Source organism: Ruegeria sp. BF8 (assembly GCF_056538625.1).
This window is the reverse complement of sequence record NZ_JBQFTL010000002.1, coordinates 584,304-597,937: the sequence shown is the minus strand read 5'-3', so window position 1 is coordinate 597,937 and position 13,634 is coordinate 584,304. Positions and strand designations below refer to the sequence as shown.

General features: G+C 60.4%; 8 protein-coding genes. 5 read left to right on the top strand and 3 right to left on the bottom strand.

Translation table 11 applies throughout. The annotated features are described in order from the left end of the window. Positions 1–47 precede the first annotated feature (47 nt). A complete protein-coding gene (locus ACR0LD_RS10475) occupies positions 48–566 on the top strand; it encodes a ZrgA family zinc uptake protein (protein ID WP_480636820.1) in 519 nt (172 codons plus the stop codon). 12 nt (positions 567–578) lie between these two features. Here the strand turns inward: ACR0LD_RS10475 and speB are convergent, their stop codons facing one another. Then, a complete protein-coding gene (speB, locus tag ACR0LD_RS10470; protein WP_480636818.1) occupies positions 579–1,544 on the bottom strand; it encodes an agmatinase in 966 nt (321 codons plus the stop codon). 350 nt (positions 1,545–1,894) lie between these two features. Here speB and ACR0LD_RS10465 point away from each other — a divergent pair, with 350 nt between their 5' ends. Next, entirely contained in the window at positions 1,895–5,563 is a 3,669-nt protein-coding gene (locus ACR0LD_RS10465) for a flavoprotein (protein WP_480636817.1), read from the top strand. Here the strand turns inward: ACR0LD_RS10465 and ACR0LD_RS10460 are convergent. Then, the gene (locus tag ACR0LD_RS10460) at positions 5,544–6,752 is read right to left on the bottom strand and encodes a hypothetical protein (protein WP_480636815.1); all 1,209 of its coding nucleotides are present in this window, start codon (positions 6,750–6,752) and stop codon (positions 5,544–5,546) included. The genes ACR0LD_RS10465 and ACR0LD_RS10460 overlap by 20 nt on opposite strands. Positions 6,753–6,757: 5 nt before the next feature. Then, positions 6,758–10,057, bottom strand: a complete 3,300-nt coding sequence (locus tag ACR0LD_RS10455; protein WP_480636813.1) for an adenylate/guanylate cyclase domain-containing protein — start codon at positions 10,055–10,057, stop codon at positions 6,758–6,760. Between the two features lie 281 nt (positions 10,058–10,338). Here ACR0LD_RS10455 and napF point away from each other — a divergent pair, with 281 nt between their 5' ends. From napF to napA, 3 genes are read left to right on the top strand one after another with little or no spacing between them, the layout of a single operon-like run. After that, entirely contained in the window at positions 10,339–10,851 is a 513-nt protein-coding gene (gene napF, locus ACR0LD_RS10450; protein WP_170434145.1) for a ferredoxin-type protein NapF, read from the top strand. Further along, positions 10,848–11,141 (top strand): chaperone NapD, encoded by a 294-nt coding sequence (locus ACR0LD_RS10445; RefSeq protein WP_170365080.1) that lies wholly within the window; start codon positions 10,848–10,850, stop codon positions 11,139–11,141. The genes napF and ACR0LD_RS10445 overlap by 4 nt, the downstream gene beginning before the upstream one ends. Then, on the top strand, positions 11,138–13,630 hold the full coding sequence (gene napA, locus ACR0LD_RS10440; protein WP_480636810.1) for a nitrate reductase catalytic subunit NapA: 2,493 nt from the start codon (positions 11,138–11,140) through the stop codon (positions 13,628–13,630). Before ACR0LD_RS10445 ends, napA begins: the two co-directional genes overlap by 4 nt. Positions 13,631–13,634: the final 4 nt, after the last annotated feature.

Genomic DNA, 13,634 nt, shown 5'->3' with positions numbered 1-13,634 from the left:
CGAAGATACAATGATGGTGTGATTCTTGAGTTGGTGGTGGTTGCGTGATGAGATCCTTGGCGTTTGCCCTTTGCGTGTTTCCCCTTGCGTTGGACGCGCAGCAGGAAGTGGCGCCAAAACCCGCAGCACTGAAGATCGCCTTTTTGGATTCGGGGTACACGCTGTCCCTGTCTGTTCCTGCGTCAGAAATCGTTGGCTTTGAACTTCCCGCTTCGAGCGCAGAGGAAAAGGCGAAGGTCGCGGTCGCCATTTCGGACCTGTCACAGCCCATGACCCTGTTCGCGGTCACGGCCGAGGCGGGTTGTGCCACGGCCACGGCGAACGTGGCGCTGGTCGGCGGCGAAGCCGGTTCGGCCTTGGGGCCTGACGATCACCGGCCCGAATTTCAGGCCGAATACACGATCAGGTGCAGCAACCTTCAGGCGCTTGGTGAAATGAGATTTGATTACTTCGACCGGTTTTCGCAGGCTGAACGTGTGGACGTGCGGGTTCAGTCACCGGGTGGTAGTCACGCCGTCGCGGTTACACGAGAGACCCCGTTGGTTGATCTCTCCGAGTTTATGTGACCGGGGTTTCTTTCATTCCTTGTGGTGAAAGATGAAGCCGATGAAGTTCAGCAACAGCTGCGCGGCAAGGATCTGCGTGCTTTCGGTCGGGTCATAGGCCGGGGCAACTTCGACAAGGTCGATGCCAGCGACCTGCCCTTTCCGGGCAAGGCCCTGCAGGATTTCCAGAACGTCGTAGTACAAAAAACCGCCGTGGCTTGGTGTTCCGGTGCCCGGTGCAATGGATGGGCAAAACGCGTCAATGTCGATGGTCACGTAGTATCGGACGCCCGAGGGGATGCGGTCCAACACTCCTTCGGTCCCCAGCTTGCGGACCTGCCGTACCGACAAGATGTCGGAGCCGCGCGCGCGTGCATCCTCGTAACCTTCTTTCGCCGTCGATGAGACGTTTCGGATGCCCAGCTGGGTCATACCCGAGACATAGTCCTTCTCGATCGCCCGCCGCATCGGGTTTCCATGGCCCGCCGTAACGCCATGACGCTCGTCCACGAAATCCAGATGTGCGTCGATCTGGACCACGTGAATGGGACCGTTTCGGGCGCAGTCCTGATCAAAGGCGTTGATGCAGGGAATGTTGATGGAATGGTCACCACCGATCGTCACGGGCAGAGCGCCGGCCTGAAGGATCTTGCGCACCCCGTATTCGATATTCGCGTGGCTGGCTTCGGTTTTGGTGTGGATGATGTCGGCATCCCCCAGATCGACGATGCGCACCTCTTCGCCCAAATAGGTGGCATCGTCCTCGTGATCATAAGCACCTGCATGACCAAAGCTGAACAGAGTGGATGCCTCGCGCACCGCACGCGGGCCGAACCGGGCTCCGGACCGGTATTGGCAGCCGAAGTCGAACGGGGCGCCCAGGATGGCGACATCGGCATCGATCTGGTCCCAGTCCTGCACATATGGCTTCTTGCCGAATGTGGCGATGCCGACGAACGGCAGATTCAGGCGGCCGGATTCATATCCATGTTTTGACATTGGGGGCTCCGTTGCTTTGAACCGGCCGCGGGTCTGGCGGGTTGCTTGCACGTTGGCGTCTATCACCCGATCAATCAAGGCCGCTCTGCCCCAGCGGTGCATCAGATTGCGAAGCTGGGTAAACCCCACAATCCCAGTGATTTTTCTGCCAATCTGTACTAAGAATGCAGGTATCGCTCGTATTGCCTGCGCAAATTGAGGGGTGGAGCCAGCATTGAATGGCGCCACGCGTCGGGCGGTCTGCCGTTTGTCCGGCGGGGGAGACTACAAAGTACAAATGCTGATTTCAGGAAAGTGACCACGAAATACGAAACCATTGCGCCACTGACTTTTTGGGGGAGGAACTGGCCGTGTCCACACAGACGATTTCCAATTCAAAACCGATTGAAGCCACATCTGCCGATTGGGAGAAGATATTCGCCGTCCTGCCCGGCGAAAAGGTGCGGCAGAGCGCCGAGCGGCTCAGGCAGCATTTCGATCTGTTCGAAGTTCTTGAGGACACGGTTCTGCCTCCGCGCGGGATGTATGTGGTTCTGGACGGCATCGTGAAGCTGCGCCAGAACGACGTTGATCTGGCGACCGCCGATACCGGGGACTATTTCTACGAAGAGCATCTGGAGATCCGCGACATACCGGTCAGCCTGCAGGCCGTGGCCTTGCCCGGCACTCGGCTGGCCTTTCTGGCCAGTAACGAGTGGCTGGATATTCCCGCGGAAATTCGACGCGAATGCTACGCCACGCTGTTCGGCGATCTGGTCAGCGTGCATCTTCAGAATTTCCAGCAGCCGATCAACTGCTGCAGCGTGACCGCGGCCGCGCTGAGCATGTCGGCACTGGGCTTCAGCTGCGAGGTGAACGACATCTTCCGCGTCTGCGAACTGCCCACCAGCTTTGTCGTCAATGACGGCATCTCGCTGGGTGAACTGTTCGACGTGGCGTGCACCTATATCCATTCGCAGGGTCTGCGCGACCTTGTGCAGGTCCAGGCCTACTTCATGGACGAGGCCACGACCTCGGTGCCGCTGCTGCTTGAGGCGATTGACGAATCCAATCGACTGGGCGGAGACAACGATATTCTGGTGGCGAATTTTCAGGTTGGGGTCGCGCATGGCAAGCCCACCATGCCCGGCGGCCATTTCGCGGTGATCGCCAAGTGCAACCCCAGCACCGGGTTGGTGCACATGATGGATGTGCATCCCGAAAAATACGGCAAGCTGTGGGTCACCACGATCGACCGCCTGTACGCGGCCATGTCCGACCGCGACGGCACTTCGATGCGCGCGCGCGGGCTGCTGCGGTTCTCCGCGCGGGAAGCGGTCAAGACCACGCTGCAGACCTTCCGGCAGGACTGCAACTATGTGGACAGCACCAGGTATCTGGCCCGCGATCCCAAGAAGCGCCGCAACCTGTTCCGGCGGGCCAGCCCGAACATGAACAGCCTGGGCGTTCTGGCCGAAAGCCTGCAGATTTTGGGCGATGTCCAGGTCACCGAAGACAAGCTGCTGATCGCGACCCAGACCTCGTACACCGAGGCGCTGAGCCGCGTTTCGACCGCCAAGAAGATGAGCGAGATGGCCCAGCGGTATCTGGCCGGCACCTCCGAGGTGCATATCGGCAGCACTTTCCGCAGCTATGCGGAACGACCCGGCAAGGACAAAAGGTCGCCGCAAGACTGGTTCCGGGATCAGCTGCGCAGTCTGAACGAACATGAGGGGCGCCACCTTATGATCAATATCGACTTCAACCGCGTGTTGGGGTTCGAGGTGATCCGGCCGCCCGAAAACGTGTTCCGCGAGACGGCGCTGCTGGAAGAGTTCTGGTGCCTGTGCGTGGCCTATGACGAGAAGGCCGACCTTGTCACCGTCGTAGATATGAGCCCTGCGACTTCGCAGGTCTGGCAGGCGCCGCGCGGGCAAATCTTTCGCGGGCTACGCGACCTGAAAAGCCCGGCCATGCTGGTGATCGAGGAGACCCAGCCCCCGGAAGACCCCAGCGACGTGGCTCGGATCGTCCGGGAAAACCCGCTGGTTCTGTTCTACGAGGATGAGGACCCGTGGTCGAACATGCTGAAGAACATTCTGGCCAATATCGGCGCGACCGGTCTGAAGTTGGTCGATGTCGCCGGACACGGGGCCAACGCCATGAAAATGCGCCGGCAACTGGTGGCGGAAAGCGGCAAGGAAAAGGTGCCTTATCTCTTCTTCCATGGGAAATGCCTGGGCAAGCGCAGCGATATCGTTGACATGATCCTGGATGGCGGCCTGCAGGAAGACATGAAGAAAGCCGGTCTGCCTGTCTTGCTGCGCCACGAGTCGCCGAGCCTCGACAAAAACATCTTCGGGTATCCCAAGGGCGGGTTGACAGCCCCGCCAAACGGTCGCCGGAACGTTCTGCTGTGCGCCTGCGGCTCGTCGGCTGCGGACAAGGTGCCTCAGTTGGTCGCCCGGATCACCGAGGCTGGTCACAACGTGAAACTGATCCCTTCGGTTTCGGCCGAAAAGTTCTTTCGCGATATCGGGACCGACAAGGCCAGCGAGGCCCGCAAGGCAAAAAAGACCGGGAAGAAAACCAAGACAGTCGACGACTACATCACCCACAATGACTACTACCGCGACGATGACGAGTGGAACTTTCGCTATACCGAGTTCGGGATGCCCTTGCGCGCGTCGCATCTTGCGCTATGCGACTGGGCCGATTGCGTGATTGTCGCGCCGGTCACCTGCAACACGATGGGCAAGATCGCCAACGGCATTGCCGACAACCTGCTGACTTCGGTTTTTGTGGCCTGGCAGTACCGCAACAAGCCGGCGATCCTCTGTCCGGCTTGCAACACCAACATGTGGAACAACGTCACCACCCAGAACAATGTCGAAAAGCTGCGCGATCTGGGGATTGATCTTGTGGGTCCCCGCAAAGGGCGCCTTTCGAACGGAATGATGGGCATCGGCATGATGGCCACACCCGACCAGATCATGGAGGTGTTGGAAGAAGCCTTCGAAGAGCTGGAAAACCACGAACACAATATCTGCAAATGGGCGCAGGATGCTGCGGCCTCGGATGACTTCGCCCAATGGGAGCCCGTGTTTCAGGCCATAGATGATGGGGTCGCCGGTATCGACATTGTCGATGACCATAATGGCGACACGCTGCTGCACTATGCGGCCGGGGGCGAGGGCGAGCTGACCGAGGACGGGCAAGATCTGGGAAAACCGGACATTGAGGCTGCCAAAGCCCTCATCGCAAGAGGTATCAACGTGAACGCGGTCAATGATCACGGATTTACCAGCCTGCATGTCGCCGCGATGAACAACTCGGCCGAGATGGTCGAAACCCTGCTGGCGGCGGAGAGCATAGATGCAAGCCCTCTGATCCACTTCCTGCAGGATCCGGTGCGGTCCAGGGGCATCAGGGTGTCGGACGAGATCCGCGCGATGCTGGATGAATGGGCCAACACGCACGCACTGTCAGAACCAGAAGAGGTGGAAGACGAAGATGACCTGATCGATGATCGCGAAAAGACCTATCTGTATTTCACCTACGGATCGCTCAAAAAAGGATTTCCCAACCACGACGCTCATGCGGACGTTCTGGATGATTTCGTTGGACAGGCGGTCACTCGGCAGCCTATGCCCCTGATCGTTCCGAAAGAGCCGTTTTGCGACAACCCGAACTGTGCCTATCTGCACCGCATGGCCACACTGGTGGATCGCAAGGGCACTGGCCGTCCAATCAAGGGCGAGGTCTACCGGGTCACCTCGGACGGGTTGAAGGAACTCGACAAGCTCGAGGGCTTTCACGGACCGGGCGCGGCTGACAATGTCTATGTCCGCAAGCGGATCAATGTCCTGATGGATGGCGTGAAAAAACCGGCCTATGTCTACGTCATCGCCAATCCGGAAAAATACCTTGCCGAACTGGAAAGCGGTGCGTCCGAGTTGGTCGACGAATACTCGATCGACATGGCCACCGGGACGCTCAAGCCCGGGTATGAGGCGGCCGCTAGCCGTCCTGATGCGTGATGGCCTCGGGGGCATCCGTTGACGGAGGTGACTTGAGGCTGAGGTTGTAGGCGGTGATCGCGATCATGCAGCTCAGGACAAATGGCCAGAACGCGGCCTTTGGAATCAGGTTGTCACGATAGTGGATCAAGCGCAGCGACGGTGCGGACTCGGAGACGAACAGATAGGTGTTCACCGAGACAACAAGCAGCATGAAGTACATCAGGAAAAAGAAGGACTCCATGTAGATTACCGGTGACCCGGCAAAACCCTCGCGCAATTGCACATGGGCCAGCAGGATCACGAAGAACAGGACCGAGCAGGTTCCGATCACGCTTGAGGTGCTGAAATCGTGCCGTTCGACCAGGTTCGGCTTCCGCGTCACCGTCATTACGGCGCCGAACAGAAGCATCGTGACTACGATCAATGGGATCATATGCACCACGAAGGCGTTCGCAAAGTTGCGTTTGATGACAAAGTTGTAGTGCAGTTCGGGCAGTCTGGTCTGAAACTCGTTCTGGTTGATGCCCAGCGTCGTGTCCAAATCGGACAGCTTGTAGTCAAAATAGGTGTTTTCGCGCTCCCAAGTGCCCATGACGATGCGGTTGTCGATCCCGAAAATGTCCTTTGGCCCAGTCGCGGGATAAGCGTCGAAGTCGGGAACCAAGACGACGTTCACGTCAAACCGGCCCGGCCAGAACCGCACCCAGACGGTTTTGTGGTCGAAAGGATAGCTGGTGTAGTCGAAGGACTGGCGCAGGGTCTGCTCAAAGTACCAGCCGATCACTTCGCCACCGGGTTCTGGCATCCGGTAGGCTTCTTCGATAAGGCCGCTCCCTACATCCACGGACTCGGGCAGAAGGAACCCGGCCTGACCGGGTTCGGGCTTGATCGCGTCATGGACGCCGGTTTTATAGTGTTGCCAGACATAGCCAGTGACGTGGACATCGCTTGCGTCGACGAAGCTGAAGGATTTGAGGAATATTCCCGTCCTGACCCGATAATCCGGCGCGTTCTCCAGCGACTCCAGATAGGTATCGACCGAGGCTTGATCCGGCAATTGGGTCGGGTCCTGCTCGAAATGGTTCAGCGATGCCCACAGGTAGAACAATACGGCCGTCAGTATCAGCGACACGAGGCCTGACAGGCCCCAGACCTTTTTCTCGACCGTCATTCCGCGCCCTGTTTCTTCCTGTTGTTCCATCGTCATGCGGTTCATGCCGTCGGTTGACCGGCCATCCTGGCCACCGGAAAATCCAGATGCCCCATCAGCGACCGCACCACGCCCAGATCGTCGAACTGTGATCGAAGTTCCGGAAACTCGGCGTGGTCAGACAGGGCGAGGCCCTGTTGCCCGGTCGCAGCAAGAAGACGGGTGTGACGGATGGACAGATCGGCCATCGGCAGCGGCTCCGAGGCGGTGAACTCGGACAAGGCGTCGGCAAAGCGGATCGCGCGGTCCCAATTCTGGCGGGCCAACATCACGGCGCAGGCATCTGCGTAGAAATGCAGGTGGCTATGCCCAACGCAGCCTTCGCCCAGTATCCGGACGCCCTGATCCAACAGATCATCCTGGGCATCCGGATCGTCCAGAGCCAAGGCCAATGCCGACAGCGCTTTGGGGCCGACAAAGTTGCGGCCATGTTCCAACGCGATTTCCACGGCGCGCCGCCCCACCTGTTCAGCCTCGTGCCTTTGCCCGGCATAAACCTGCGCCCGCGCCAAGTGTTCCAGCGCCTGAGCCTCGAGTCGCTTGGCACCGACGCGCTGGGCGATATCGGCGGATTGGATGAAGGCCTGCAGCGCACCGTCCAAGTCATCCTGAAAGGTGCACGCGACGCCCAGGCAGGTCTGCGCGACACATTCCGGCACGAAGGCAAAGTATTTCTGCGAGATTTCGATGGCTTCCTGCGCATCGGCCCGACCTTGCTCCACGTCACCCGAGTAACTGCGGGCAACACTGAGATTGTGAAGGTTGGCGGCCAAGTCCCGGACCAGTCCTTTGTCCCGCGCTCTTTCGACGGCCTGAGTGTAGAACCCTGCGGCGGTACGCATTGCGGCGTTCATGAAATTCGCATCGCCAAAGCCGCTGAGGGCGCCGACCTCCAGCCGGACGGATTCCAGTTTGCGGGCCAGCGTCAGCGCTTTTTCGTTGCTTTGCAGAGCATCCGCGACCCGTCCCAGCGGGAAATAGATGTTTCCGCGAACATAGCTGATCTGGGCCAGATCCCGTTCCGATCCATTGCGGTCAGCGGCGGCCTCGGCGATGTCGAGGCTGTGCAGCGCATCCTGGTACAGGCTGGCCTGGCGTGCGGCTTGTGCCAGACCGATATGAACGCGGCAACTCTGCGCGTCAGTCTCGGCCAAGGCAGCGGCTTCGTTGAATTCGCTCAGGGCCTCGTCCGACAGGCCCTGAAGTCGATGGGTTTCCGCGCGGGCACACATCAGGTCAAACCGGATACCCGGCGGCGCCGAAAGCTCGAGCGCGCGTTCGATCAGCGGGCTGGCCTCGTCAAACTGGAAGGCATGAATCAGGTTTTCGGCGGCCTCCAGATAAGCTTCGGCTGCGTTGGAGGCGTCGGCACGGTCCAGGTGTTGGGCGCGCAAGGTGGCGTCCTTGCCTTCGTACCAGCTTGCTGCCTTCCGGTGCAGTCGGGCGCGCTCGGACTTGACCAGCGTAGCATAGGATCCGTCGCGGATCAGAGCATGCGCAAACATCAGATCTGCCCCGGCCTCGCGGATCAGGGCCGAGCGGATCAGGTCGGACGTGTCCAGATGGCCTTCACTCAGCAGGTAGTTCAGAACTTCGGGCGAGAACCGCTGCCCCAGAACCGATGCTGCCTGAATCGCCGTTCTGCTTCGACGATCCAACCCGTCCAGACGGGATTGCACGATGCCTTGGATGCTGCCGGGGACGGTGTCGCGGGTCAGGCCGTCGATATTGCGCAGCAGTTGCTCGAGAAACAGCGGATTGCCTCCGGCGCGTTGCACGCAGGTTTCCAACAGCTCGGGGTCGATGGCGGTGAATTCCTCCACCAGTTTCCGCGCCTGTTCGTCGCCCATCGGCGACAGCTCAAGCTTGGACACCAGTGCACCATCCGTTCCCATCTGCCATTCCCGATCGATCGGGTCGCCTTCGACCCGGCTGGTCATCATCAGAACGCAAGGCAGGTCCCGCGTCGCAGCAGCCATGTACGAACACATGGTCAGAATGTCCGGTGGCGCCCAATGTATGTCCTCGACCTGGAGCAGAAGGGGGGCCTCTCGGCTGCGGGCCTGCAGCAGTTCGTCGATGACCTGTCGCCGACCCCGCATGCGTGCGGCGTTGTCCATCACGGCATAGACTTCGGCCAGCCCTGGATCCTGTTCAAGTTCGAGCAAAGCGCTCAGATGGGCTGAACTGGCAGGGTTGATCCACCCCCGGCTGATCGCGTCACGAGCGGCCGCGGTGCTGGCATCGGAGTCGTCGGTCGCGTCGAGCCCCAGAAGGCTGCGGGCGATGGACTGGATGGCCGAATGTCCCTCGCGTGTGCCGAAATCCATCACCACGCCCCCGTGGATCGAATAGGAGCGGTTTGCGGCCAGCTCGGCCACCTGTTCCGAAAAGTGGGTCTTGCCGATACCCGGTTCGCCAAGAATGATGTGAACCTCACCCTTTCCATGGCGCTGGCAACGGTCGAATGTCGCCGAGAACAACGACATCTCGCGTTCCCGCCCGATGAATTTGTGGCGCCGCGTGCGGATGTTCCGGGCCAGGCGGTCCAGACGCCAGATTTCGACATCCTTATTCAGGCCTTTAATCGCTTTGGTGCCGATCGCCTCGCCCACGAACAGAGGGCCAAGCGCGCGCTGAATATCATCCGACACCAACGTTTGACCCGGCGCAGATATGTCGGTCAGGCGGGACGCAAGATTCACGCCGTCCCCGGTCACGGTGTATTCGGTATGGGCCTCGCTTCCGGTGGTGCTGGCGATGACCTGCCCTGAGGCGATGCCGATATGGCAGGACAGGGGCGGGTCAAGTGTGGGCAGCGCGGCGTGAATCTCCAACGCAGCCCGGGCCGCCCGTTCGGTGTCGTTGGTGTGCGAGATCGGCGCCCCGAACACCGCCATGACAGCGTCTCCGATATGCTTGTCGATCCGGCCTCCAAATTTCTCGACGGCGCGGTCGACCTTGCCAAAGAACGCATTCAGCAGCGCGTGCATGTCTTCGGCGTCGTGTTCGCTGGACAATTTGGTAAAGCCGGTCAGGTCCGCGAACAGAACCGTGACCTGCCGTTTTGCCGGCTCCAGTTCGACCTCGGGTTCAAATGCGCCGACGTTGTCCGGGACGTCCAGCTCGGATATCGCGCGCAGCAACCGGCGACGGTCGCCGACGGCGGTCACTCCGATCTCGCGCAAATCCTCGCCCGTAAGTTCCGGAAGAATTGCAAAGTCGATTTTGTTTTCCGCGAACGCTTGGGTGTAATCGGACAACCCAAGGGCGCTCAGCCATTCCCGTAGGTCGCCAGACATTGGTGCCCTCAGAAGTATCCACCCGCAGGCAGCCTAGTACAGACCACCGGGTCGAGTCTGCATTTTTTATAGTAATATTCGATTATGACTGCGCAATCCGCCGTTTCCGGGTTTTCGGATCAGCTTTGTGTCGCGCCTTTCCAGAGTTGTGTTTCAGGAAGGATTCGTTTGCTCAATCCATGAACAAATCTGATCAAGATCAAGTCAGAGTTGACTCGTATCCGCTATCCACGCAGCATGAACGGAGTACCACAAATGTTTCTAGAACAGGTGGGCGGCACATGTCTGCAGTAGCCAGCAGGCGCGCGTTCCTGACGGGACGCCTGCCTCGCGAAGACGACAGCGTGAAGCGGCCGCCAGGAGCGGCGCGCGAAAACTTCCACGATCTCTGCACTCGATGCGGCGACTGTGTCTCGGTTTGTCCCGAGGAAGTTCTGGCTATGGACGACGCGGGCTTGCCGGTGTTTCAGCCGCAGCAGGGTGGCTGCACCTTTTGCGGAGACTGCGCCGACGCGTGCAAGACCGACGCATTGAGCCTGGACCGGTTCGCCGAGTGGCCGTGGCGCGCGAAAGTGTCCGACACCTGCCTTTCGGCAAATGGTGTCAGTTGCCGGGTGTGCCAGGACAGCTGCGATCAAGGGGCCATCCGATTCCGCCTGAAAACCGGAGGCCGTGCCGAAGTGAACCTGGACCTGGCATCATGTGTCGGTTGCGGAGCCTGTTCGGCCGCATGCCCGACCGGTGCCGTTTCCCTTGAGAGATACCAGCCCGCCACAGTGGAGGTGCGTGAATGAATATCTGTGGATGCCTCGTGCATGTCGCGCCGGACCAGACCTCGGCAGCACGGTCGGCGATGACTGCGTTTGACGGGGTCGAGGTCCATGCCGAATCCGACGACAGCCGGTTCGTTGTCGTTGTCGAGGACACGCCGACACGGTTGGCGTCCGAGATCATCATGGACCTGCACCAGATCCCCGGGGTCGTCTCGCTGACCCTGACCTATCACCATTTCGAAGATCTCGCGGAGACCCGTCCGCGTCCTGAAACTCCCAGCCAAGATTCCAGCCGGAGGCCCTTGTCATGACCATTTCCGAATCTCGCCGTACGTTTCTGAAAGCAACCGCCGCCGCCGCGACCGCGTCCGCGGCCGGTATCCCGCTGGCGACGGGCCAAGCTGCCGCCCAAGTCGCCAATGCCGACATCCGCTGGGACAAGGCACCTTGCCGGTTCTGCGGCACGGGCTGCTCGGTTCTTGTGGGCACCAAGGACGACCGCGTGGTTGCCACGCAAGGCGATCCGGACGCTCCGGTGAACCGGGGGCTGAACTGCATCAAGGGCTATTTCCTTTCGAAGATCATGTACGGCAAGGACCGTCTGACCACCCCGCTGCTGCGCAAATCGAACGGCGTCTATGACAAGAATGGTGACTTCGAACCCGTCAGCTGGGACGAAGCCTTCGACGTGATGGCCGAGAAGTGGAAAGAGGCGCTGGCCAAGAAAGGCCCGACCAGCGTGGGCATGTTCGGATCCGGACAGTGGACCGTGTGGGAGGGCTATGCCGCGGCCAAGTTGATGAAGGCCGGGTTCCGCACGAACAACATTGACCCGAACGCGCGGCACTGCATGGCCTCGGCCGTGGTGGGCTTCATGCGCACCTTCGGCATCGACGAGCCGATGGGCTGCTATGACGACCTCGAACATGCGGACACGTTCGTGCTGTGGGGCTCGAACATGGCCGAGATGCACCCGATCCTGTGGTCGCGCCTGACCGATACGCGCCTGACCAAAGCGGGCGCGCAGGTACATGTGCTGTCGACCTTCGAGCACCGCTCGTTCGAGCTGGCCGACAATGGGATCATCTTCAAGCCGCAGACCGACCTGGCGATCCTGAACTACATCGCGAACCACATCATCCAGACCGGTGCGGTGAACGAGGAGTTCGTCAAGAACCACGTCAACATCACCAAGACCGCCACCGACATCGGCTATGGCCTGCGCGAGACCAACCCGCTGCAACAGGCCGCTGCGAACCCGGACTCGGGCAAGCTGGAGCCGATCTCGTTCGAGGAATACGCCGCTTCGGTCGCCGATTACACGCTGGAGTACGTGTCTGAGCTGTCGGGCGTACCGGCGAACCAGCTTGAGCAGCTGGCCAAGGAATATGCCGACCCGAACCGCAAGGTCATGAGCCTGTGGACCATGGGCTTCAACCAGCACACCCGCGGGTCCTGGGTGAACTCGTTGATGTACAACGTGCACTTGCTGGTGGGCAAAATCTCCGAGCCCGGCAACTCACCGTTCTCGCTGACCGGTCAGCCTTCGGCCTGTGGCACCGCGCGCGAGGTTGGCACTTTTGCCCACCGCCTGCCCGCCGACATGGTGGTGACCAATGATGAACACCGCAAGATCACCGAGACCAAGTGGAACATTCCCGAAGGCACCATTCCGCCCAAGCCGGGCTTCCACGCGGTTCTGCAGAACCGCAAGCTGAAGGATGGTGACCTGAACGTCTATTGGGTGCAGTGCAACAACAACATGCAGGCCGCCCCCAATATCAACGAAGAAGGCTATCCCGGCTATCGCAACCCCGAAAACTTCATCGTCGTATCGGATCCGTACCCAACGGTGACTGCCGTTGCGGCCGACCTGATCCTGCCGACCGCCATGTGGGTCGAGAAAGAAGGGGCCTATGGCAACGCCGAACGCCGCACCCAGTTCTGGCGCCAGCAGGTAAAGGCCCCGGGCGAGGCCAAGTCGGACCTGTGGCAGCTGATGGAGTTCTCGAAACGCTTCACCGTCGAGGAGGTTTGGGACGAAGAGTTGCTGGCCAAGATGCCCGAGCATCGCGGCAAGACCCTGTTCGACGTACTGTATGCCAACGGCAAGATCGACCAGTATCCGCTGTCGGAAACCGCCGAAGGGTTCCACAACGACGAATCCGAGCATTTCGGTTTCTACGTTCAAAAGGGCCTGTTCGAGGAATATGCCAGCTTTGGCCGCGGCAAGGCGCATGACCTTGCACCCTTCGAAACCTACCATCAGGCGCGCGGGCTGCGCTGGCCGGTCGTGGACGGGAAAGAAACGCTCTATCGCTTCCGCGAAGGCTATGACCCGTATGTGCCCGAAGGCTCAGAGGTCAAATTCTATGGCCACAAGGACGGGAAGGCCAAGATCATCTTTGCGCCTTACGAGCCGGCAGCAGAGGAGCCGGACGAAGAGTTTGATCTCTGGCTGTGCACCGGCCGGGTGCTGGAGCACTGGCATTCCGGGTCGATGACCCGCCGCGTGCCCGAGCTGCACCGCGCCTTCCCCGCCGCCGTTGTGTTCATGCACCCCGAGGACGCAAAGGAACGCGGCGTGCGCCGCGGGCAGGAGATCGTGCTGTCCACCCGCCGCGGCGAGGTGATCAGCCGTGTCGAGACCCGTGGTCGCAACAAGGTGCCGCGTGGCCTCGTGTTCATGCCGTGGTTCGACGAAGGCCAGCTGACCAACAAGCTGACGCTGGATGCGACCTGTCCGCTGTCCAAGGAGACGGACTTCAAGAAATGCGCCTGCAAGGTCGAGCGGGCGTAAGGGC

Excerpts from the sequence above, each read along its gene's own strand:
- ACR0LD_RS10475 (WP_480636820.1), top strand. The coding sequence starts at position 48 with ATGAGATCCTTGGCGTTTGCCCTTTGCGTGTTTCCCCTTGCGTTGGAC.
- speB (WP_480636818.1), bottom strand. The coding sequence starts at position 1,544 with ATGTCAAAACATGGATATGAATCCGGCCGCCTGAATCTGCCGTTCGTC.
- ACR0LD_RS10460 (WP_480636815.1), bottom strand. The coding sequence starts at position 6,752 with ATGACGATGGAACAACAGGAAGAAACAGGGCGCGGAATGACGGTCGAG.
- ACR0LD_RS10455 (WP_480636813.1), bottom strand. The coding sequence starts at position 10,057 with ATGTCTGGCGACCTACGGGAATGGCTGAGCGCCCTTGGGTTGTCCGAT.
- napF (WP_170434145.1), top strand. The coding sequence starts at position 10,339 with ATGTCTGCAGTAGCCAGCAGGCGCGCGTTCCTGACGGGACGCCTGCCT.
- ACR0LD_RS10445 (WP_170365080.1), top strand. The coding sequence starts at position 10,848 with ATGAATATCTGTGGATGCCTCGTGCATGTCGCGCCGGACCAGACCTCG.
- napA (WP_480636810.1), top strand. The coding sequence starts at position 11,138 with ATGACCATTTCCGAATCTCGCCGTACGTTTCTGAAAGCAACCGCCGCC.